The sequence below is a fragment of the Streptomyces ferrugineus genome (assembly GCF_015160855.1).
Taxonomy (GTDB): domain Bacteria; phylum Actinomycetota; class Actinomycetes; order Streptomycetales; family Streptomycetaceae; genus Streptomyces; species Streptomyces ferrugineus.
Genome location: NZ_CP063373.1, coordinates 6,274,508 through 6,295,059 on the forward strand (window position 1 = coordinate 6,274,508; position 20,552 = coordinate 6,295,059).

General features: G+C 71.6%; 20 protein-coding genes and 1 riboswitch. Of the genes, 4 read left to right on the forward strand and 16 right to left on the reverse strand.

Annotated features, from left to right (window positions below):
• Positions 1 to 72: 72 nt before the first annotated feature.
• The 5 genes from IM697_RS28340 to tdh form a co-directional block, all read right to left on the reverse strand.
• Positions 73 to 585: a GNAT family N-acetyltransferase gene (locus IM697_RS28340; RefSeq protein ID WP_194038934.1), complete on the reverse strand. Its 513-nt coding sequence runs from the start codon at positions 583 to 585 to the stop codon at positions 73 to 75.
• Entirely contained in the window at positions 582 to 1,169 is a 588-nt protein-coding gene (locus IM697_RS28345) for a helix-turn-helix domain-containing protein (RefSeq protein ID WP_194038935.1), read from the reverse strand. The genes IM697_RS28340 and IM697_RS28345 overlap by 4 nt, the downstream gene beginning before the upstream one ends.
• 70 nt (positions 1,170 to 1,239) lie before the next feature.
• Positions 1,240 to 2,142 carry a LysR family transcriptional regulator gene (locus IM697_RS28350; RefSeq protein WP_194038936.1) on the reverse strand — a complete coding sequence of 301 codons (903 nt, stop codon included), beginning with the start codon at positions 2,140 to 2,142 and terminating at the stop codon, positions 1,240 to 1,242.
• Between the two features lie 38 nt (positions 2,143 to 2,180).
• Positions 2,181 to 3,374 (reverse strand): glycine C-acetyltransferase, encoded by a 1,194-nt coding sequence (locus tag IM697_RS28355; protein ID WP_194049909.1) that lies wholly within the window; start codon positions 3,372 to 3,374, stop codon positions 2,181 to 2,183.
• 19 nt (positions 3,375 to 3,393) lie between these two features.
• Positions 3,394 to 4,422, reverse strand: a complete 1,029-nt coding sequence (gene tdh, locus IM697_RS28360; protein WP_194038937.1) for an L-threonine 3-dehydrogenase — start codon at positions 4,420 to 4,422, stop codon at positions 3,394 to 3,396.
• Positions 4,423 to 4,840: 418 nt separating this feature from the next.
• Between tdh and IM697_RS28365 the strand changes: the two genes are divergently transcribed.
• Positions 4,841 to 5,446, forward strand: coding sequence for a GOLPH3/VPS74 family protein (locus tag IM697_RS28365; RefSeq protein ID WP_194038938.1), 606 nt, complete (start codon positions 4,841 to 4,843; stop codon positions 5,444 to 5,446).
• Between the two features lie 79 nt (positions 5,447 to 5,525).
• Here the strand turns inward: IM697_RS28365 and IM697_RS28370 are convergent, their stop codons facing one another.
• The 6 genes from IM697_RS28370 to IM697_RS28395 form a co-directional block, all read right to left on the reverse strand.
• Positions 5,526 to 6,104 (reverse strand): GAF domain-containing protein, encoded by a 579-nt coding sequence (locus IM697_RS28370; RefSeq protein ID WP_194038939.1) that lies wholly within the window; start codon positions 6,102 to 6,104, stop codon positions 5,526 to 5,528.
• A gap of 60 nt (positions 6,105 to 6,164) precedes the next feature.
• Positions 6,165 to 6,764, reverse strand: a complete 600-nt coding sequence (locus IM697_RS28375) for a GTP-binding protein (protein ID WP_194038940.1) — start codon at positions 6,762 to 6,764, stop codon at positions 6,165 to 6,167.
• Complete coding sequence (locus IM697_RS28380; RefSeq protein WP_194049910.1) at positions 6,742 to 7,113, reverse strand: DUF742 domain-containing protein; 372 nt, start codon at positions 7,111 to 7,113, stop codon at positions 6,742 to 6,744. Before IM697_RS28380 ends, IM697_RS28375 begins: the two co-directional genes overlap by 23 nt.
• 2 nt (positions 7,114 to 7,115) lie before the next feature.
• The gene (locus IM697_RS28385; protein WP_194038941.1) at positions 7,116 to 7,550 is read right to left on the reverse strand and encodes a roadblock/LC7 domain-containing protein; all 435 of its coding nucleotides are present in this window, start codon (positions 7,548 to 7,550) and stop codon (positions 7,116 to 7,118) included.
• Between the two features lie 92 nt (positions 7,551 to 7,642).
• A complete protein-coding gene (locus IM697_RS28390; protein ID WP_228044205.1) occupies positions 7,643 to 10,180 on the reverse strand; it encodes a sensor histidine kinase in 2,538 nt (845 codons plus the stop codon).
• A gap of 693 nt (positions 10,181 to 10,873) precedes the next feature.
• The gene (locus IM697_RS28395) at positions 10,874 to 12,049 is read right to left on the reverse strand and encodes an MBL fold metallo-hydrolase (RefSeq protein WP_194038942.1); all 1,176 of its coding nucleotides are present in this window, start codon (positions 12,047 to 12,049) and stop codon (positions 10,874 to 10,876) included.
• A gap of 246 nt (positions 12,050 to 12,295) precedes the next feature.
• Here IM697_RS28395 and IM697_RS28400 point away from each other — a divergent pair, with 246 nt between their 5' ends.
• A complete protein-coding gene (locus IM697_RS28400; protein WP_194038943.1) occupies positions 12,296 to 13,474 on the forward strand; it encodes a Glu/Leu/Phe/Val dehydrogenase dimerization domain-containing protein in 1,179 nt (392 codons plus the stop codon).
• Between the two features lie 70 nt (positions 13,475 to 13,544).
• Positions 13,545 to 14,165 carry a TetR/AcrR family transcriptional regulator gene (locus IM697_RS28405; protein WP_194038944.1) on the forward strand — a complete coding sequence of 207 codons (621 nt, stop codon included), beginning with the start codon at positions 13,545 to 13,547 and terminating at the stop codon, positions 14,163 to 14,165.
• Positions 14,166 to 14,270: 105 nt separating this feature from the next.
• On the opposite strand, the gene IM697_RS28410 is transcribed toward IM697_RS28405, so the two are convergent.
• The 3 genes from IM697_RS28410 to IM697_RS28420 all read right to left on the reverse strand — a co-directional run bounded on the left by IM697_RS28410 (position 14,271) and on the right by IM697_RS28420 (position 18,782).
• The gene (locus tag IM697_RS28410) at positions 14,271 to 15,056 is read right to left on the reverse strand and encodes an SGNH/GDSL hydrolase family protein (protein WP_194049912.1); all 786 of its coding nucleotides are present in this window, start codon (positions 15,054 to 15,056) and stop codon (positions 14,271 to 14,273) included.
• Between the two features lie 263 nt (positions 15,057 to 15,319).
• Positions 15,320 to 16,243 (reverse strand): M23 family metallopeptidase, encoded by a 924-nt coding sequence (locus IM697_RS28415; protein ID WP_194038945.1) that lies wholly within the window; start codon positions 16,241 to 16,243, stop codon positions 15,320 to 15,322.
• Positions 16,244 to 16,247: 4 nt separating this feature from the next.
• Positions 16,248 to 16,413, reverse strand: a riboswitch (cyclic di-AMP (ydaO/yuaA leader).
• Between the two features lie 299 nt (positions 16,414 to 16,712).
• Entirely contained in the window at positions 16,713 to 18,782 is a 2,070-nt protein-coding gene (locus IM697_RS28420) for an alpha-galactosidase (protein WP_194038946.1), read from the reverse strand.
• 180 nt (positions 18,783 to 18,962) lie between these two features.
• Between IM697_RS28420 and IM697_RS28425 the strand changes: the two genes are divergently transcribed.
• Positions 18,963 to 19,760, forward strand: a complete 798-nt coding sequence (locus IM697_RS28425; protein ID WP_194038947.1) for a tyrosine-protein phosphatase — start codon at positions 18,963 to 18,965, stop codon at positions 19,758 to 19,760.
• A gap of 27 nt (positions 19,761 to 19,787) precedes the next feature.
• Here IM697_RS28425 and IM697_RS28430 read toward each other — a convergent pair whose 3' ends face one another.
• Together IM697_RS28430 and IM697_RS28435 are read right to left on the reverse strand one after the other, a co-directional pair.
• The gene (locus tag IM697_RS28430; RefSeq protein WP_194038948.1) at positions 19,788 to 19,907 is read right to left on the reverse strand and encodes a DUF6126 family protein; all 120 of its coding nucleotides are present in this window, start codon (positions 19,905 to 19,907) and stop codon (positions 19,788 to 19,790) included.
• A complete protein-coding gene (locus IM697_RS28435) occupies positions 19,904 to 20,536 on the reverse strand; it encodes a helix-turn-helix domain-containing protein (protein ID WP_194038949.1) in 633 nt (210 codons plus the stop codon). The genes IM697_RS28430 and IM697_RS28435 overlap by 4 nt, the downstream gene beginning before the upstream one ends.
• Between the last annotated feature and the right edge of the window lie 16 nt (positions 20,537 to 20,552).

Consider the following 20,552-nt stretch of genomic DNA (forward strand, 5'->3'; position numbering starts at 1 on the left):
TTGTCCGGCCCGCCGTCGTCGGCGGTCCGGCGACGGGTAGTTGTCGATCGGGGCCGGCACAGGGACGTCGGGTCACACCTGCTTGTAGTAGATCGTCGTGGGCCACAGAACTCCGGCCGGGCTCGCCGCGTAGTCCGGAATCACCCCGGCCCGGGTCCAGCCGGCCGACTCGTACAGACGCTCGGCGCGGCTGTCGGTCTCGGTGTCCAGATGGAGGAGGGTGACGCCGGCCTCGATCGCCGCCTCCTCCGCGGTCGTCAGGAGTCTGCGGCCGAGCCCCTGCCCGCGTGCGTGCCGGTGCACCATCAGCTTGACCAGCTCGGCCCGGTGGCCGCTGTTGGGCTTGTCGGGGAAGTCCAGGCCGACCGTGCCCACGGTTCGCCCGCCCATGTGCGCCACCCACACCGCCAGCCGCCCGGCGCCGACGGCCGCCGCGCGCTCCTTCCACCAGGCCAGGGCCGCCCCAGGGTCGAGGGGAGCGAGGAATCCGACGGAGGCGCCGTCGTCCACGGTATCCATCAGCAGGTCGGCCAAGTCCTCGGCCCGGTCGAGCAGTTGGGTCTCGTCCAGTCGCGTCACGATCACGGCAGCACCACCGCCAGTACGTACCGCACGGCCTCCGGCCCCGCGCACCGGAACCGCGTCGGCCCCCACACCCGCATCCGCAGACAGTCCCCGGCACCGACATGGTGCTCGGCCTCCTGAACCGTCACGTCGAGTGCCCCTTCCAGCACCCATATGTGCTGCTCCAACCCCGGCACCGGCGGTCGGTCGTACGCGATGTCGGCACCCGCCGTCAGCCGTCCTTCGACGAGTTCGGCGCGCAGCCCGGTGTGCGGCGGCGACACGGATCGCCGTACGAACCCGGAGGCGCGGTCCTCCCACACCGGCTGCTCGGCCGCCCGTACCAGCAGCGCGGGCTCGGACTCGACCTCGCTGAGCAGCTGGGACATGGTGCGGCCGTAGACATGGCACAGGCGATTCAGGAGTGCGGCGGTGGGACTGGTCTCCGCCCGTTCGGCGCGGGAGAGGGTCGAACGGCTGATGCCGCTGCGTTCCGCCAACTCGCCCAGGGACCAGCCGCGTTCGGCCCGCAGCTCGGCCAGGCGTGCGCCGAGGCGGGTGTCGACCGGGTCCGGGGTCTCGCCGTCGGCTGTCGTGTGCCCCATAACTTGACTCACATCCGGGACGCTATCCCGGATATGAGACGTCCGGGTTACGGGCGGCTCACTTCGCGGTTCACTCCCCCGCCACCTCGCCCAACGCCTCCAGCACCGGCCGGATCAGGGGGTGCTCCTCGGCGCCTCGCCGTACGGCCGCGAAGACCCGGCGGGTGGGAGCCACCCCGTCCACGGGCCGTACGACGACTCCCGCGAGGTCCATGCCGCGCAGCGCCGAACGGGGTACGAGCGCCACTCCCGCGCCGGCCGAGGCCAGGGCGACGACCGCACGGAAGTCGTCCGAGGAGTGCTCCAGGCGGGGCTGGAAGCCGGCGTTCTCGCAGGCCAGGACCACCACGTCATGGCAGGGGTTGCCGGGGTAGGGGCCGATCCAGGTGTCCTTGGCCAGCTCCGCGAGCGGGACCTCCGGCGCGTCGGCCAGGCGGTGGCTGACCGGGACGACCGCGTCGAAGGGCTCGGCGTACAGCGGTACGTGCGCCAGGCGGGGGTCGTCGGCGGGCGGCGCCCCTCGGTACTCGACGGCCACCGCGATGTCGACCTGCCGGTCAAGCACCATGGGCAGGCTGGCGTCGCCCTCGGCGTCCTGGACACGGATGCGGATGCCGGGGGACGTCTCGGCGAGAAGCGCCACCGCCGGCGCGACGACCAGGGCGATACCGGTCGCGAAGGAGGCGACGGTGACCGTGCCGGCCGCGCCCGAGCTGTACGCCGCGAGCTCGGCCTCCGCCCGCTCCAGCTGGGCGAGGACGGCGTTGGTGTGGCCCAGGAGGATCTCGCCGGCCGGGGTCAGCCGTACGCCCTTCGCACCGCGCTCCACCAGGCGGTGGCCCGTCTCCTGCTCCAGGGCCGCGAGCTGCTGGGAGACCGCGGAGGGCGTGAGGTACAGCGCGGCGGCAGCCGCCGTCACGGTGCGGTGGTCGGCCACCGCACGGAGGATGTGGAGCCGCCGCGCTTCGATCATGCGATCGATTATCGCAATATGTCCGGGCCGGCCGGACGTCAGGCTTCCAGTTCCGCCCGGGCCGCGACGAAGGCGTCCACGGCACGGTTGACGTCGTCCGTCGAGTGCGCGGCGGACAACTGCACCCGGATCCGGGCCTGGCCCTGCGGAACCACCGGGTACGAGAAGCCGATCACATACACGCCCCGCTCCAGCAGCAGCTCGGCCAGCCGGCCGGCCTTCGCCGCGTCGCCGATCATCACGGGCGCGATGGCGTGGTCGCCGGGGAGGACCTCGAAGCCCTCCTGCGTCATACGGCGGCGGAACAGGGCGGTGTTCTCGGCGAGCCGGACGCGCAGGTCGTCCGCCGACTCCAGCAGGTCGAGGACCTTCAGGGACGCCGCCGCGATCACCGGGGCCAGGGTGTTCGAGAAGAGGTACGGCCGGGAGCGCTGGCGCAGCAGGGCAACGATCTCGGCGCGGGCGGCCACATAGCCGCCGGAGGCGCCGCCGAGCGCTTTGCCGAGGGTGCCGGTGATGATGTCGACGCGGTCCATGACGCCGTGCAGCTCGGGAGTGCCGCGGCCGCCGGGGCCGACGAAGCCGACGGCGTGCGAGTCGTCGACCATGACCATGGCGTCGTAGCGGTCGGCGAGATCGCAGATCTCGCGCAGGGGCGCCACATAGCCGTCCATGGAGAAGACGCCGTCGGTGACGATCAGCCTGCGCCGCGCGTCGGACGCATCCTTCAACTGCCGTTCCAGGTCGGCCAGATCACGGTTGGCGTAGCGGAAGCGGCGGGCCTTGGACAGCCGGATGCCGTCGATGATCGACGCGTGGTTGAGGGCGTCGGAGATCACCGCGTCCTCGGGGCCGAGGAGCGTCTCGAACACTCCGCCGTTGGCGTCGAAGCAGGAGGAGTAGAGGATCGTGTCCTCCTGACCGAGGAACGCGGAAAGGCGCGCCTCCAGCTCCTTGTGCACCTCCTGCGTGCCGCAGATGAAGCGGACCGACGCCATGCCGTAGCCCCAGCGGTCCAGGGCCTGGTGGGCGGCGGCGACGACCTCGGGGTGGTCGGCGAGGCCGAGGTAGTTGTTGGCGCAGAAGTTGAGGACCTCGCCGGGGCGGCCGCCCGCGCTGACGTTGACGGTCGCGGACTGCGGGGTGTCGATGACGCGCTCGGGCTTGTGCAGGCCGGCGGCGCGGATCTCGTCGAGGGTGGCGCGCAGGTCGTCGCGCACGGAGTCGAACATCATCAGTCCCTTGTGGAGGTCAGAGGGTCCAGTCGAGGATGACCTTGCCGCCGCGGCCGCTCGCCGCGTCGGCGAACGCCGCCTCGTAGTCGCGGTAGCCGTAGCGGCCGGTGATCACGGGCGCGAGGTCGAGGCCGCCTTCCAGCAGCACGGACATCGCGTACCAGGTCTCGAACATCTCACGGCCGTAGATGCCCTTGATGGTGATCATCGAGGTGACGATCCGGGCCCAGTCGACGGGGAACTCCTGGGCGGGCAGGCCGAGCATGGCGATGCGGCCGCCGTGCGTCATGTTGGCGATCATGTCGCGCATGGCCTCGGGGCGGCCGGACATCTCCAGGCCGATGTCGAAGCCCTCGCGCAGGCCGAGTTCGCGCTGCCCGTCGGCGATGCTCGCCTCGGACACGTTCAGCGCGAGGCTGACGCCGACCTTGCGGGCCAGCGCCAGCCGTTCCTCGCTCACGTCGGTGATCACGACGTTGCGCGCCCCCGCGTGCCGGGCCACGGCCGCCGCCATCAGGCCGATCGGGCCGGCTCCGGTGATCAGCACGTCCTCGCCGACCAGCGGGAACGACAGCGCGGTGTGCACGGCGTTGCCGAACGGGTCGAAGATCGCCGCGACATCGAGGTCCACGGGCACACGGTGCACCCACACATTGGCGGCGGGCAGGGCCACGTACTCGGCGAAGGCGCCGTCCCGTCCGACGCCGAGCCCGACCGTGGCACGGCACAGGTGACGGCGGCCGGCCAGGCAGTTACGGCACTTGCCGCACACCAGATGGCCTTCACCGCTGACCCGGTCGCCGACGGCGATGTCGGTGACGTCCCGGCCGGTCCCGACGACCTCGCCGACGAACTCGTGGCCGACCACCAGCGGGGTGCGGATCGCCTGCTGCGCCCAGCCGTCCCAGGACCGGATGTGCAGATCGGTGCCGCAGATGCCGCTGCGCAGCACCTTGATCAGTACGTCACCCGCTCCGACGGCCGGTTCCGGAACGTCCGCGAGCCACAGCCCGGGCTCCGCCTTCTCCTTGACCAGCGCCTTCAACGCTACGGCTCCTGTGCGTGAGTCCCGGCCGCGGGCATGCCGAGGGGAGCCCGCGGCCGGGAGGGGGGTGGATTCGCGTAGCAATCTGCCGTACGGCGGCGCCCGGGTCCATCGAGGATTTCTTAAGCGGCGCCACAGCTTTCCTTCACGCCCTGGGCCCGGCGGGAGTTCCACACCCGCACCACCGGCCCGGGCCCGGTCCCCGGAGTTCTCCAGACCGCTGTGTGTGCGGCGCCCAGTGGCTGTCGGCCTCGGCACGGTGCCGCCGCCGTGCTGCGGGTCGGCTTCCCGCACCACTTGTTCGTAGTACGCCACACAACTCCCGAACGGCGACGAGAATCGACGCTGGGTGCCCGGACCGCCGAGACCGGGCCCGGCGCCCCCGCAACGGACTCGGCCGACTGACCTGGAGCCGCTCATGACCACCGCACGGGACCTCGCGATCATCGCCCTCGACGCGGCGCCCGACCGCCCGGTGGAGCAGGGCGATCTGTCGCTCGCGCTCGCCGGGGCCGAGATGTTCGACCTGATCGAGGCGCGGGCCCTGGTCCTCGACGGCGACCGCATCCTGCCGAGCGCTCAGGCGCCCACGGGCGACCGCCTCCTGGACGAGGCCGCCTCGGCACTCGTACGACAGGAGCCGTACGAGTCGGTCGAGGACTGGCTGTGGCGCCGAGGACGGGCGTTGTCCTCGGCCTACGTGGAGGATCTGGAGCGGGTGGGACTGACGACCCGGCCGCGGGGCCGCCGGATCCCGCTGCGGACCGGGCGGACGGCGCCGGTGGACTCGTCGGCCCGGCGCCGGGCCGAGGAGCGCTGGGCGTTGGGCGATCCGGTGCTCGCCGCCCTGGCGGCCGCCGCCGGGATCCACGACGAGCCGGCCGACGGCACGGCGGAGCTCGACGACGAGACGGTCACGACCGTGCTGGCCGCCGTCGGCGACGCGGTGATGGAGCTGGAGGCCGTACGGCAGCGGCGGGTGATCGAGGACGCCGCGTTCGACAACGTCTGGCGCGGCTACTAGGGGTCGGCGGTCAGCAGGCGCCGCCCGGCAGGGCCGGACCAGTTGTCCCACGGCGGGGTCAGGTGTCGCGGCTGCGGCGTCAGAGAAGCGGCAGCCCGTCTCCCGCCCGCCGCTCCAGCCGGGTGACCAGGTCCGCCGCCGACGCCTTGATGGTGTCCAGCCCTGCCCTTCCCCACGGCCGCGGCTCCACGTCGACCACGCACACCGTCCCCAGGGCCATTCCCGTGGAGTCGATGAGAGGGGCGCCCAGATAGGAACGGATGCCGAACTCGTCGACGATCGGGTTCCCGGCGAACCGCGGATAGTCGCAGACGTCCTCCAGGACCAGCGCCTTGCGTCGCACCACCACATGGGGGCAGAACCCATGGTCGCGCTCCATGTACCGGCCCAGCTCCGGCTTGTCTTCATCGGCCCGCGTCAGCGCCACCCGGTGCCGCACATGCAGGCCGGCGAAGAACTGCCGGTTCTCGTCGATGAAGTTGACCATGGCGTACGGCGCCCCGGTGAGCTCGGCGAGATGGTCCGCGAAGACGTCGAGGGCCGGGTCGGCGTGATCCCCCAGACCCAGTCCAAGCAGCCGCCGGGCGCGGGCGGGAGCCTCCTTGTCCTCGGGGGTCAGCAGCAGGCGAGCGACCGGGTGGGGTGGGCCGTAGCTCATGGGCGGGTTCCGTCGCTGTGGGCGTACGTCATATGCGGCTCCGTGCCTTGTGTGCGGGTGTCACATGTGGGCGCCATGGCTTGGCGCGGGCGCCGGGGTGTGGGCGATGAGGTGCCGTACCAGGGTCAGCAGGGTCTGGACACCGGAGCTGGAGATCCGCGCGTCGCAGCGGACGACGGGGATCTCCGGGTCGAGGTCGATGGCGGCACGGACCTCCTCCGGGTCGTACCGGTAGGAGCCGTCGAACTCGTTGATCGCGACAATGAAGCCGAGACCCCGCTGTTCGAAGAAGTCGACGGCCGCGAAGCAGTCCTCCAGGCGCCGGGTGTCGGCGAGGATGACCGCGCCGAGCGCGCCCTCCGAGAGTTCGTCCCACATGAACCAGAACCGTTCCTGGCCCGGCGTGCCGAACAGGTACAGGACGTGTTCCGGATCGAGGGTGATGCGGCCGAAGTCCATGGCCACCGTCGTCTCGACCTTGTTCTCGACGCCGTCGAGGCTGTCGGTAGCGGCGCTGACCGTGGTGAGCAGTTCCTCCGTGCTGAGCGGCGCGATCTCGCTGACCGCACCCACGAAGGTCGTCTTGCCTACCCCGAAGCCTCCCGCCACCAAGATCTTCAGTGCGGTGGGGAAGGGGTCAGAGCTGTCGTCGTAGTCCATCGAGCACTGCCTCCAGAAGAGCCCGGTCAGTCGGGTTGTGGTGGAACTCGGGGGGCTTGGTGGTGAGCGCCCCGCAGTCGACGAGGTCCGACAGCAGCACCTTGGTGACCGCCGCCGGCAGCTTCAGGTGGGCGGCCACCTCGGCGACCGAAACGGGGGCGCGACACAGATCGAGTGCCAGCTCGTGCTCGGGGCCGAGATAGCCGAGGGGGGTCGCCCCAGTGGCCATCACCTGCGACATGAGGTCGAGCGCGACGGTGGGCCGGGTACGGCCGTTGCTGACCGTGAAAGGGCGCACCAGCCGGCCGGCCGCGTCGTCGAGCCAGGGCCCGTCGCCGGCCGCGGTCACGTTCAAGGCCTCAGCGCCGAGGGTTCGACGGTGTGCTGGCGGGGCGCGGTGACCAGGTACGGGCGGACGCTCTTGACCAGCATCGCCATCTCATAGCCGAGCACCGCCGCGTCGGCCTCGCGGCCGGCCAGCACGGCGAGACACGTGCCGGAGCCGGCCGTGGTCACGAAGAGCAGGCTCGAGTCGAGTTCGACGACGACCTGGCGCACGTCCCCGCCGTCGCCGAAACGGACGCCGGCGCTGCGGCCGAGGGAGTACAGGCCGGAGGCCAGGGCGGCCATGTGGTCGGCGCTGTCGGGGTCGAGGCCGTGAACCGATTTCACGAGCCCGTCGCAGGAGAGGAGGACCGCACTGGTCGTGTGCGGTACCCGCTGCACGAGGCCGCTCATGAGCCAGTCGAGATCGGAGACATGAGCGGTCGGCGCTTCGCTCGCCATGGTGGATCGACTCCTTGAGGTACGAAGGTCTGCGGGAGCGCTGGGGGTGGGGGTGGACTCCCAGGCGGACGTCGAGCTGATCGCAGTCGTGGTCATCCGGCTGGTGCGCTCCCGTCGGGCCAGGTGGTGTGGTCGGTGCCGGGCGCGGGCCCGGGGTGCGGCTCGGTTGTGTGGGCCGGGTCCATGGGCGATGCGCCCATGGAGGGCCGGGCGGTCATGGGGGTCACATCCATGTGGAGTGCATCCACGGACGTCGGGCGCAGAAGTGTGGGCTGCGACCGGTCCGTGTCGAGGCGCGTCGGCTCCGGGTGGGACGACGTGGTGTCGGAGTCCGTGTGCGGCGACGGGGTGTACGCGGGGGTGGTGCCGTGGGTGGTGGCGGTGTGCGCCGAGTCCATGTGGCCGACGTTCACGCTGCTGCTCACGCTTGTGTGACCCAGGAGTGTGTGGCCCGAGGCTGTGCGCGTGGCGTCCACATGGCTCGCACCCATGTGCCCCGGATCCATGTGCCCCGGATCCATGTGTCCGCCGCCCATGTGCCTGCCGCCCATGTGCCTGCCGCCCATGTGCCTGCCATCCAGATATCCGTCACCCATGTGCTCGGCATCAAGGGATCCGCCGTCCACATGCCCGGCACCCTTCGGCCCGGCACCCATGTGGCCTGCCTCCACGTGCCCGGCCTCCACAGTCCCGCCGGCCACATATCCACCGCCCACACGCTCGGCATCCCCACGCACCGACTCCATGTGCTGCTGTGTCTCGGCCAGCCCGATCCCCCGCTGGAAGGCCGCCATCAACCCCGGGTCGTGCCCGGCGAGAGTGTCGGAGTCCTGGCGCGGTGCGGGGCCGTCGCGGAGCTGAGGCGCGATGTGCTCCTGGGCGCGGCGTCGGGGAAGTTGGGGCTTGCCCATGGTGCCGCGGACGGTGCTGACGCGCGGGGTCGGCGGAGCGACGGTGTTCTCCTCGACGAGCCGGCGTTCGTCGGACCTGATGCCGGGCACGGCCTCCGCCGGGTTGGCCCGTTCCCCCCGGGCGCCGCGCACGGGCAGCGGCGCCGGTCCGTCGCCGTTCCCTCGCGGAGCCCCGCCCTGTCCACCGGCCTGCGCCTGTTGCCGACGCGACGCGCCCTGCGAGACCTGCGATACCTCGCCAACGCCCCGCTGCCCGCCATGCCCCGATCCGGCCGACCCATCAGGACCGGCAGGACCGGCCGGCCCAGCAGATCCAGCGGCCGTCCCGGCAGAGCCCGCCGACCCCGCAGGTCCGCCCGCCCCGCCAGCACCGGCCGATCCAGCCGACGCGCCCCCCGAGGCGTGCCTCCGACGCGGCTGCGGCGCCTCCGGAACCGGCGCTTGCGCCGGCTGCTGCGGACGGGCCTGCGACGGAGGCTGCGGCGATACGCCCGTGCCCCCGCGCGCCCCCGGTTCCGTCCCCAACAACCCCTGCGGCACGACGAGTACGGCCTGGACACCGCCGTAGATGTTGGTCTGCAGTCGCACATGGATGCCGTGCCGCTTCGCGAGCTGCGAGACGACGAAGAGCCCGATGCGTCCGTCCGCCAGCAGGCTGGCGACGTTGACCTGGTCGGGGTCGGCGAGCAGGGCGTTCATACGGCTCTGCTCACCGACGGGCATGCCGAGCCCGCGGTCCTCGACCTCGACGGCGAGCCCCGAGGTGACGAGGTTGGCGCGCAGCAGTACCTGGGTGTGCGGGGCGGAGAACACCGTGGCGTTCTCGACGAGTTCGGCCAGCAGGTGGATGACGTCGGCGACGGCGTGCCCGCGCAGGGTGCCGTCGATGGGCGGTACGAGCTTGACCCGGGAGTACTGCTCGACCTCGGCGATGGCCGAGCGCAGCACCTCGGTCATGGAGACCGGGTTGCTCCACTGCCGGCGGGAGACGGCGCCGCCGAGCACCGCGAGGTTCTCCGCGTGGCGGCGGATGCGGGTGGCGAGGTGGTCGACGTGGAAGAGCCCCTTGAGCAGGTCGGGGTCCTCGATCTCGTTCTCGAGCTCGTCGAGGATGGAGATCTCGCGGTGCACGAGCGACTGGAGACGCCGGGCGAGGTTGACGAAGACCTCGAGCTTCTGTTCGCTGCCCGCCTGGGTGGAGAGCTGGGAGGCCTGGACGACGGCGGTGACGGCGCCGTCGTGGGCGCGGGCCAGGTCGGCGGCGAGCAGTTCGAAGTCGTCGGCGCCCTCGGACGGACCGCTGCGCGGCTTGCGCTTGGGGGGCCCGTCACCGCGCCGCAGCGTCTCCACGAGGTCCCGCAGATCGGCCTCGCCGCGCGCGCTGCTGCGGCGCAGTGCGCGGATGCGGTCGCTCACGGACCTGGCTGTGCGGTTGGCGGCCACGGCGGCGATCAGGATGCCCGCCAGGGTCACCGAGACCGCTCCGGCGAGCACGCCCCACAGGGTGAGGCTCGGCCGTACCTCGGCGGAGCGCACGACGAAGAGCACGGCCGCGCAGGCGCTGAGGGTCACCGCGACGGGCGGCAGCACGGCCAGCCGCAGCAGTTGGGGCCGTATGTGGGTCTCGGGCAGCGCGGGTGCGGTGCGGGCGGCCGGACGCCCGTGCCGCCCGCCCTCACGGCGGTCTGCGCGTGCGGCCGGGGCGCGTAGTTGAGACATCGGGGTCCTCGTACTGGTCCGTCGGTCGGGGCCTGGGGGTGCGCGCGGTCTGCGCGGCCCGGGGCATGCGCCATCGCGATGTCGGTCGACGGAGCCGACGAATTCGGCTCCCTGTCGCCCGACGGACACCGACAGTAGTCGCCTCCACATCATGTGCGGTGGGCAGTTGACAAAGTCCCGCAGGTAGCGTCCCGCTCTGGTATGAGGCCTCGTACGACAGACCGATAACCCGCTCCACCGTTCGCCCACAAGGAGCAATCCAACGATCAGACCTGGTCAGAAGTGGTCACGAAGAAAAGTCGAGAGGCGGAGCGCTTTCCGCACTCCGCCCCTCCCGCCCTTGTCGTCCACCGGCCCGCCACGCCCTGGCCGGGACGTTTCGGCACCCCGCGCGCCCGCTCCCCCGATCCACGGAACGTCACCCGCCGTAGCGGCGCACAGTGCCGCACGGACGCCTCGCCGCACCCCCGTGCGCCCCGCGCGAACCACGACGAAGGGGCGCGAGGAATGTTCCCTCGCGCCCCAATACAGCCAGAGACCGATACCGCCAGACGCAGATGCCGCCGTCCGCAGATCCCGCCGTATACAGCCGCCGCCGTCCACAGATCCCGCCGTATACAGCCGCCGCCGTCCACAGATCCCGCCGTATACAGCCGCCGCCGTCCACAGATCCCGCCGTATACGGATCCCGCCCTACACGACCGCCGTGTCCCCCGCCTCCGAAGCGACCGGCGGCCACGTCGGCCACCCCCCGGCGGGCGCCTCGGCGACCTCTCGCCACCACGGCGTCACGGGCGGCACGGAGGCCGGTTCGAAGGGCTCGCCGCAGCGCGGCGCGGCCAGCGTGACCCCGGCCTTGTGGGTGGCCCGCATCATCCACTCGCCGGGCTCCGCCCACGGATGGGGCGCCAGGTTGAAGGTCCCCCAGTGGATCGGCAGCATGACGCCCGCCGTCGGGTCGCCGCCCTGGAGGTCCAGGTGGGCCCGAACACCCTCGTCCGGCGTCATGTGGATGTCGGGCCAGAAGTCCGAGTAGGCGCCGACCTGGATCATCGTGGCGTCGAACGGGCCGTGCTCGGCACCGATGTCCGCGAAGCCCTCGAAGTAGCCGGTGTCACCGCTGTGGTAGATCCGGTGCTCGCCAGAGGCGACGGCCCAGGACGCCCAGAGCGTGTGCTGGGTGTTGCGCAGTCCGCGGCCGCAGAAGTGGCGGGCCGGGGTGGCGGTCAGGGTCAGCCCGCCCACCTTGGTCGTCTCGTGCCAGTCCAGCTCGCGCAGCCGGTCGGCGGACACGCCCCAGTGTTCGAGGTGGCCGCCGACGCCGAGCGGCACGGCGAAGATCGTGTCGGTGCCGGCCAGCGCCTTGATGGTGGGCATGTCGAGGTGGTCGTAGTGGTCGTGCGAGATGACGACGACGTCGACCGGCCCGAGCGCGGCGAGCGGCAGCGGCACAGGGTGCAGTCGCTTGGGTCCGACGAAGGGGAACGGCGAGCAGCGCTCACCCCACACGGGGTCGAAGAGCACGCGGTGGCCGTCGATCTCCGCGAGGATGCTGGAGTGCCCCATCCAGGTCAGGCGCAGTCCGCCGGCGGGCGGCCTGGCCAGATCGGCGTAGGTGGTGGGGTGCACCGGCACGGTGCCCTTGGGGGACCGGCGGGGCCGGGCGTCCTTGTCGAAAAAGATCTTGGCGAACTCCAGCATCGATCCGGAGGGCCTGGTCCGGGCGGCGCCTCCGGGGTTCTGGAAGACCCCGTCCCTGAAGTGCGGCGATCTGCGGATGCGCGCCATGCGCTCACCACTGGGATCCACGCCGAAGGCCTCGGGCCGCAGGGCGCGCAGCCCGGAACTCGGGAGACGGAAACCGGCCACGGTACCTCCAGGTGGAGTCGGTGAGTATTTCCATTATGGTCGGCCCCGCCGACACTCCCGCCGACGCCCCCGAACTCCTCCGGTCGGGCAGGCTCCGGCGCTCCGCCCTGGGCCCCTCCGCCCGTGCGGATCCACCCCTCGCATTGACATGTCCCCGCCTCACTTTGATACTGACTCATCGTTCAGTAGCCGCGGCCCGCTGCCCTCGTTCCCGCGGACCGGCGCCGACCCCGGAGAACCACCCTCATGACCACGCCCCTGCTGTCGCTCACCTGGACCGACGACGTCACCGGCCGCCAGGGGTTCCTGGTGATCGACCGGCTGGTGCGCGGCGTGGCCAGCGGCGGGCTGCGGATGCGGCCGGGCTGCACGCTGGACGAGGTCGCCGACCTCGCCCGCGGCATGAGCTTCAAGGAGGCCCTGCACTACGACCCCGAGGCGCGGTACGTCCCGCTGGGCGGCGCCAAGGGCGGCATCGACTGCGATCCCCGGGACCCGGAGGCGTACGGGCTGCTGGTGCGCTACCTGCGGACCATGCGGCCGTACGTCGAGAGCTTCTGGACCACGGGCGAGGACCTCGGTCTCACCCAGGACGTGGTCGATCGCGCGGCGGCCGAGGCGGGGCTCGTCTCGACCGTCCAGGCGGTGTATCCGCTGCTCGACGACGAGGCGGGCGGCCGGCGGCGGCTCGCGGAGGCGTTCGCGGTGGAGGTCGACGGCATCGGGCTCGACGAGCTGGTCGGTGGCTGCGGGGTCGCGGAGTCGGTGCTGACCGCCCTGGACCGGGCCGGTGTGCCGTACTGGAGGACACGCGTCGCCGTGCAGGGCCTGGGGACGATGGGCGGGGCCACGGCGCGCTTCCTCACGCGCGCGGGCCTCACCGTCGTGGCCGTCGCCGACATCAAGGGCACGATCGCCAACCCGGCCGGCCTCGACGTCGAGGCACTGCTGGCGGCGCGGGACGCCTACGGCACCGTCGACCGCTCGGCGCTGCGCCCCGGGGACCGCGAACTGCCGGGCGACGCCTGGCTGTCGGCCGAGGCGGAGGTGCTGGTTCCGGCGGCGGTGTCGTACGTGCTCGACGGCGCGAACCAGGGACGCGTGACCGCCCGCTGGATCGCCGAGGCGGCCAACATGCCCGTACGGCCGGACGCGGAGGAGCTGCTGGCCGCACGCGGCATCACCGTGCTGCCGGACGTGGTGGTCAACTCGGCCACGAACGCCTGGTGGTGGTGGACGCTGTTCGGGGACGTCGGCCCGGACGCGGACGAGGCGTTCGCCCACACGCGACGCTCGATGCGCGCCCTGACCGACCTCGTGCTCGCCCGCGCGGAGGCCGACGGGACGGCACCTCGGACGGCCGCGCACGCCATCGCGGCGGACCGGCTGCCGGTGATCACCGAGCGGTTCGGCCGGTACGGATGACCGTGGCCGTGCGGGACCCCGCTCGACCGCGGCCCGGGGACGGCTCAGGGTGAGGCCTTAGGGTGTCGACGTGGCACGAGTGCGGTTGAGCGTGGCGGAGCGGCGCGAGGAATTGCTGCGCGCCGCCGTCGAGCAGATAGAGGCGCGGGGCGTCGCGGCGGTCAGAATCGCCGACGTGGCCTCGGCGCTCGGTGTGAGCAACGCGCTGGTGCTCTATCACTTCGCCACCAAGGAGAAGCTGGTCGCGGCCGCGTTCACCCATGCGGCCGAGGGCGATCTGGCCCAGCTGCGCAAGCTCCTGGGCCGCCGTACGACGGCGCTGCGACGGCTGCGGGCGGCCGTGCGCTGGTATGCGCCGACCGGGCAGGCCAAGGGCTGGCGGCTGTGGATCGAGGGCTGGGCGGCGGCGCTGCGCGAGCCCGCGCTGCAGGAGGTCACACGGGATCTCGACCGGCAGTGGAAGGGCGCCATCACCGACGTCATCGCCGAGGGCGTGGCCGCGCAGGAGTTCAGCTGCCCCGACCCCACCGGCGCGGCCCTGCGCCTCACGGCGCTGCTCGACGGACTCGCCGTACAGCTCACGTCGTACTCGGGCGCGGTCTCACGCGCGCGTGCCCAGGAGTGGGTGGACGAGGCGCTGGCCCGGGAACTGGGGCTGGAGCGGGAGGCGTTGACGGCGTCGGCGCGGTGATCCCGACGGGCAAGGGCGCCGAGTTCCCTGCCGAGGGCATGAGTCGGGGCCGTACCGATCAGGTGTCGGTACGGCCCCGACCCGCCGGTGCCTCGGGAGCCGCTCTCAGGCCACCGACCCGATGCGCATCTTGATGTCGTCCGGGGACAGCGCGCCCTTGGCCGTGACATGGTCCCCCGACGACTCGCCGCGCAGTCGGCGGCCGATCCACGGCACGAGGTACTCGCGCGCCCAGTGCACGTCGTCGCGGCGGACCTCGAGGGTGCCGCGGGGCGGGAGCGGCGGCCACGGCTGGTCGGGATCGGCCGGGACCTCCAGGCCGAGCACCTGGCCCGCGCGCAGCGCCACGCGCGTGTGCCCGTCGGCAGACAGGTGGAGCCGGTCGTCGTCCCAGGCCCGGCGGTCCTGAACGCACTTCAGGGACCACAGGTCGAGCACCGGGCAGCCGTACCGGTCGGCGATGGCCCGCACATGGCCGTTGTACGTGGCGATCTTGCCGCGCAGATGCTTGAGCACGGGCACGCCACGGGTGTCGAAGCCGGTCGTCACCATGACGGTGCCGACGGCTGAGGTGAGCCGGACGATCGCCCGCTCGAATCGCTCGGCCACCTCGTCGGGGTCGGTGCCGGGCCGGATGATGTCGTTGCCGCCCGCGCAGAACGAGACCAGGTCCGGGGCCAGTTCCACGGCTTGCGGAAGCTGGTCCTCGACGATCTGGTCGAGAAGTTTGCCGCGCACGGCGAGGTTGGTGTAGTCGAAGTCGCCCTCGGGCCGCCGGTCCGCGAGGAGAACCGCGAAACGGTCGGCCCAGCCGACGAACGCCCCGTCGGGGCCGGGGTCGCCGACGCCCTCGGTGAAGCTGTCCCCCACCGCGACGTACGACCCGATCACTGATCTGCTGTCACTCTTCGAATCGCCTGCCACGTCGGGACATGATTCACCTTCGAATGTGACCTACGCGACCGTAGGAAAGGGTTGACGAGCGGTGAGATAAGCCACTGCCAAAGTGTTCACCAAACCCGGAATAACCCTCTGAACTGGGGTGTTGTCGGCGCACATCGCCGCCGAACCGCGGGCACGCCGAAGGCCGGACCCGGGGATCGAGGTCCGGCCTTCGGCCGTATGCCAGGCGGGCGTTGTCGCGCGGGCGACCGTCAGCCGATGCCGACGCCCTTGGAGCGGAGGTAGGCGACCGGGTCCACGTCCGAGCCGTAGTCCGGCGAGGTGCGGATCTCGAAGTGCAGGTGCGGCCCGGTCACGTTGCCGGTCGCGCCGGAGAGGCCGACCTGCTGGCCCGCGGTCACGGTCTGGCCCGCCGAGACGGAGAGCGAGGACAGGTGGGCGTACTGCGCGTAGTGGCCGTCCTCGAGCTGGATGACGACCTGGTTGCCGTAGGCGCCGCCCCAGCCGGCCGAGACGACGGTGCCCGCGCCGACCGCCTTGAGCGAGGTGCCGGTCGCGGCGGCGAAGTCGACGCCGGTGTGGTAGCCGCTGGACCACATGCTGCCCGCCACCTTGTATCCGGTGCCGAGGGAGGCGCCGGCCAGGGGGGCGGAGAAGCCCTTGACGGCGCCGGTCTCGGCGGCCGTGGTCGTCTTCGCGGCGGACTTCGAGGCGTTCGAGTCCTTCGAGGAGGACTTCGAAGAGGAAGACGGCGCGGAGGACGAGGACTTGGGGGTGCTCGTCGTGGCCTTCTTGCCGCCGATCGTGAGCTTGAGGCCGGGGTGGATCAGCGCCGGGTCGTCGCCGACGGCCGCACGGTTGTCGGCGTAGAGCCGCTTCCAGCCACCGCTGACGTTCTGGTCGTCGGCGATCTTCGCGAGGTAGTCGCCGGCCTTCACCGAATAGGTCCGCACGGCGTTCTTCTTCTCGGGCGCGGCCTTCTTCTCGACGGTCTTCTGACCGGCGACCGGAAGGGACTGAACGGCCTTTTCCGAAACGGACTGCGAGGGAGCGGCGTGGGCGCCGGTGGCCCCCATGAGCGGAAGAGCGAGAGCGGCGCCACCGGTTCCGGCGACGGCGATGGATCGAGTGAAGCGCAGGGACTTCGGACGGCGGTGCTTACCCTTCGCGGGCATGGCGAATTCCTCTCCGGCGCCTGCGAGGTGAGCTGTCGGGTGCGGGCTGGAGATGCCCGGCCGCGCCGGAGCGCGACTTGACCCCAAGCCGTTCCGGAGACCGGAACAGGCGGTTGTACCTGTGGGTCCCCCGCTCCTGCCGTGCACGGGTGAGTCAGCGCGGGATCCGGGCGGCGGCAGGATTAGGCGTCCGTCCGGATTGGTGGCGAACGTAAGCGAGGAAGACGCACGGGAACAAGCGAGAGGTTCCATCCGAATGCGTTCCTGTTGATCCCCTGTGGGAATTACCGGTCACTGTCCGTAAATCATCGGAGCGTCGCCCGACACAAAGCCCCTTGAAAAGCACATGAATTACGTGAACATGACGGGCGACGCACGGTTACGAATATGACGCTCCTCACGTGACGTTGCTCCACCTTCCTTTAGCGCAGAGCGAGTTGGAATGAAGGCGCCAATTCGGACAGAACCCCTAGATGCGACGGAGGCGAATAACTGCCGCATCAAGGTCGCCGTGCAGACCGGCGCGCAGCCCGTGATGCACCAGTACGGCCCCTCGGTGAGTTTCGCCCGTTTCAAGGCATTCGTACGATGCTGTCGGGTCGAGGCCGCGCAGCCGCAGGGCCGGCAGGGGCTCACCGAAGCTCTGGGCCTGGAGCCAGGCGAGGACGACCGTCTCGTCCCCGAGCACGTACTGCACCGCGCTCAGCCCGCCCCGCGGCGGCCGCAGCCGGTAGAGGTCGCCGCGCTGCACGAGCGGGCGGATCTCCTTGTACAGCGCCACCCAGTCCCGGGCCTCGGCCAGCTCCTCCTCCGTCCATCGCGACAGGTCGCCGCCGACCCCGAGCACCCCGGCCATGGCGCTGACGAAGCGGAAGCGCAGGGAGCTGGCGCGGTGGTTGAGCATGGCGTTCGGGCTGTCGGTGACCCAGGCGGCCATGGCACGGGCCGGGTGGATCTGGCTGTAGCCGTGCTGGATGGCGAGCCGGTCGAGGGGGTCGGTGTTGTCCGAGGTCCACACCTGGTCCGTACGGCTCAGCACGCCGAGGTCGATCCGTCCACCGCCGCCCGAGCAGGACTCGAAGGCGACGCCGGGGTGCGCGGCGCGCAGCCGGTCCAGAAGGCCGTACAGGGCGTGCACGTGGTCGACCCAGAGGCGCTGCGGATACGGCTCACCGGGCCAGCCCGCGTCGGTGAAGCAGCGGTTGAAGTCCCACTTCACATAGTCGATCGGGGCGCTGGTGAGGAGCCCGTCGAGCTGTTCCCAGAGGTAGTCCTGGACGTCTTCGCGCGCGAGGTTGAGTACGAGCTGATTGCGGAATTCCGTCCGCTTTCGTCCTGGTTGATACTGAACCCATTCTGGATGAGCGCGATACAACTCGCTGTCCGGATTGACCATTTCCGGTTCGACCCAGATGCCGAACCGCATCCCGAGCGCGTGCACGTACTCGGCGAGCGGCTTGAGGCCGGACGGGAAGCGGTCGGGGTTGGGTGTCCAGTCGCCGAGCCCGGCGCGGTCGCTGGTGCGCGTCCCGAACCAGCCGTCGTCGACCACGAACAGCTCGACGCCGATGGCCGCGGCGCGCCGCGCGAGCACGCTCTGCTGCTCCTCGGAGATGTCGAACTCCGTCGCCTCCCAGGAGTTGAACAGCACCGGCCGGTCCCGGTCGGCGTCGGGGATCACATACGCGCGCTGGTACGCGTGCCACGCCCGGCTCGCCCCGCCGAAGCCGCCGTCGCTCCACAGGCCGGCGAAGACGGGCGTCGTGAAGGACTCCCCCGCCGCGAGGCGCAGCAGCCCCGAGTCGTCGTGTCCGGCCCCGCCGGTGATCTGCACGCGCGCGTCCGGCAGTTGGGCCACGGCGATGCGCCAGGACCCGGACCAGCCGAGGGCGCAGCCGTAGACCTCGCCGCGCTCCTCGGTGGCGTCCGTGTCGAGCGCGACCCAGGGGAGGTGCTGGTGGCCGGTGTGACCGCGGCGGCTGCCGATGACCTTCTCACCGCGGGTGAGCGGGGCCTGCGCCAGCCGGGACTCCGCGCCCCAGCGGCCGTGCAGCTGGGACAGCCGCCAGTCCTCCCGGTCGGGCAGCGTCCAGGTGGCCGAGTCGGCGCGCAGCAGCTCCAGGGCGCGTCCCTGGTTGTGCAGAGTCACCCAGCGCTCGATCACGTCCCCGCGCATCCGATAGTGCAGGGTGACGTTCAGCCCGTCGTCACAGAAGCGCAGCCGCAGTTCGTCACCCTCGGTCTCGTACCGCTCGAAACCCCACTCGGTGCCGCGCCGCTCCTCGGTGCGCACGGACAGGGCGGGCCGTACGAAGCGGGGGCCGCCCTCGACCGGGTACTCCTCGCGTCCGTCGAGCGGGGACTCGAAGGGCCGGTACTCCGGCAGCGGGCGTACGGCGAGGGCCTCGGCGTCGGCCAGCGCGATCCGGGGGCCCCAGTGGAGGTGCAGCAGCTCGTCGGCGTCGGTGAGATGGACGGCGTAGCTGCTGGTCGGCCCGGTCAGGAGCCAGGTACGGCCGTTGTCGGAGATCTCCAGCATCAAGCCCCCACAGAGACGAACAGGTGCGATCAAGTACCAACATCATCAAGGGCCGCACGCCCTCAAGGCAACGCCTGTGGACAACTCATTGGCCCTGGAAGCCATGTCGTATGGTCGAGAGCGCACCCCGTCGGCCGCACCGCCGAGCCGCGCCGCCGGGGCCGACCGGGAGGAGCCCCCGTGACGCAGCAGATCCCGTCGACCGAGCCCGAACTGGCCGGGGTTCGCAACTTCCGTGATGTGGGCGGACTTCCCACCGTGGACGGACGACGGGTGCGGCACGGAGTGCTGTTCCGCAGCGGCCACCTCGCCCACGCGACCGAGGAGGACGCGTCCTTCCTCGGCTCCCTGGGCCTGCACACGATCTTCGACTTCCGCAACGCGGCCGACCAGAAGCTGGAGGGGCCGGACGTCGAGCTGCCGGGCGTGCGCAATGTGAACCTCCCGCTGTCCGACCCGGCGGACGGCGCGGAGTTCTGGAAGATGGTCCGCGACGGCGACCTCGACCAACTGCGCGAGATACTGGCCGACGGCAAGGGCGCGAACCGGATGATCGTCTCCTACCGCTCGATCATCAAGGAGCGCACCTCCGAGCACTCCCACGTGCTGCACTCCCTCGCGGAGGACAGCGTGCCGGCTCTGATGCACTGCGCGGCCGGCAAGGACCGCGCGGGCCTGTCCATCGCCGTGACGCTGCTCGCCCTCGGTGTGGAGCGTGAGGCGATCGTCACCGACTACCTGGAGTCCAACGCCAAGCACCGCCGCTACAAGGTGCGCCGCAGCGGCACTGACGCCTCCGCGTACTCGCCCGAGGTCATGGAGCTGCTCAGCCCGCTGTTCGACGCGCGCGCCGAATACCTGACCGCGGCCTTCGAGACGATCGAGGAGACATGGGGCGGCGTCGACACCTACCTGGAGCAGGGTCTGCGGGTGACCCAGCAGACCCGGGAACTCCTGCGGGAGCGCCTGCTCGACTGACGTCCGGCGGCCACCGCGCGCCCGCGCCTACTTCGCGCCCGCCTCGAACAGGAAGTAGACGAAGGCCGCGAAGAGGTGCCCCACCGCGATGTAGATGATCAGCCGCACCCACAGGGCGCGCGGGAACTTCTCCTCCATGCCGCTCATGGCGTCTCTCCAGGAGTGTGGCCCAGGCACAGGGTGGCCGTGGGGCTCTGCAACAGGGTGTGGACGAACAGCAGCTCCACCCCGCCCTCGTCCTGGGCGGCGATGCGGTGCGGGGTGAGCGAGTCGAAGTGCGCGCTGTCGCCGGGCGCGAGCCGGTGCGCGGTGTCCCCGAGGCGCAGCCGCAGGCGCCCCTTGAGGACGTAGAGCCACTCCTCGCCGGGATGCACCCGCACGATGTCGCCCTGCGAGCCGTACGGCACATGGACGCGCAGCGCCTGCATCCCGCGGCCCGGCGCCCCCGCCTGCCAGTACGTCCAGCCGCCGGCCGCGGTCGGTTCCATGTCGCCGGCCCGCACGACGGCGTCCCGGTCGGCGACCCTCTCGCCGAGCAGCTCGGAGACCGTCGTACCGTAGATACGCGCCAGCGCGAGCAGCATCGGCAGCGAGGGCTGGCGCTGCCCCGTCTCCAGTCGGGAGAGGTGTGCGGGCGACAGCCCGGCGGCGCGGGCGGCCGCCTCCAGAGTGAGGGCCGCCCGGCGACGCAGGGCCCGGAGCTGGGGCGCGACGACGGGCAGGGCCTCGGCGGGCACCGCCGAATCGCCCTCGGGCTCGTTCTCGGGAGAGCTCATGCTCTCCATTCAGCCG

Bases quoted from the DNA above. Each gene is read 5' to 3' on its own strand.
- IM697_RS28365 (WP_194038938.1), top strand. From the start codon at position 4,841: ATGACCACCGCACGGGACCTCGCGATCATCGCCCTCGACGCGGCGCCC.
- IM697_RS28430 (WP_194038948.1), bottom strand. From the start codon at position 19,907: ATGAGCGGCATGGAGGAGAAGTTCCCGCGCGCCCTGTGGGTGCGGCTG.
- IM697_RS28435 (WP_194038949.1), bottom strand. From the start codon at position 20,536: ATGAGCTCTCCCGAGAACGAGCCCGAGGGCGATTCGGCGGTGCCCGCC.
- IM697_RS28420 (WP_194038946.1), bottom strand. From the start codon at position 18,782: ATGCTGGAGATCTCCGACAACGGCCGTACCTGGCTCCTGACCGGGCCG.
- IM697_RS28350 (WP_194038936.1), bottom strand. From the start codon at position 2,142: ATGATCGAAGCGCGGCGGCTCCACATCCTCCGTGCGGTGGCCGACCAC.
- IM697_RS28370 (WP_194038939.1), bottom strand. From the start codon at position 6,104: ATGAGCTACGGCCCACCCCACCCGGTCGCTCGCCTGCTGCTGACCCCC.
- IM697_RS28400 (WP_194038943.1), top strand. From the start codon at position 12,296: ATGACCACGCCCCTGCTGTCGCTCACCTGGACCGACGACGTCACCGGC.
- IM697_RS28355 (WP_194049909.1), bottom strand. From the start codon at position 3,374: ATGTTCGACTCCGTGCGCGACGACCTGCGCGCCACCCTCGACGAGATC.
- IM697_RS28385 (WP_194038941.1), bottom strand. From the start codon at position 7,550: ATGGCGAGCGAAGCGCCGACCGCTCATGTCTCCGATCTCGACTGGCTC.
- IM697_RS28375 (WP_194038940.1), bottom strand. From the start codon at position 6,764: ATGGACTACGACGACAGCTCTGACCCCTTCCCCACCGCACTGAAGATC.
- IM697_RS28390 (WP_228044205.1), bottom strand. From the start codon at position 10,180: ATGTCTCAACTACGCGCCCCGGCCGCACGCGCAGACCGCCGTGAGGGC.
- IM697_RS28415 (WP_194038945.1), bottom strand. From the start codon at position 16,243: ATGCCCGCGAAGGGTAAGCACCGCCGTCCGAAGTCCCTGCGCTTCACT.
- IM697_RS28345 (WP_194038935.1), bottom strand. From the start codon at position 1,169: ATGGGGCACACGACAGCCGACGGCGAGACCCCGGACCCGGTCGACACC.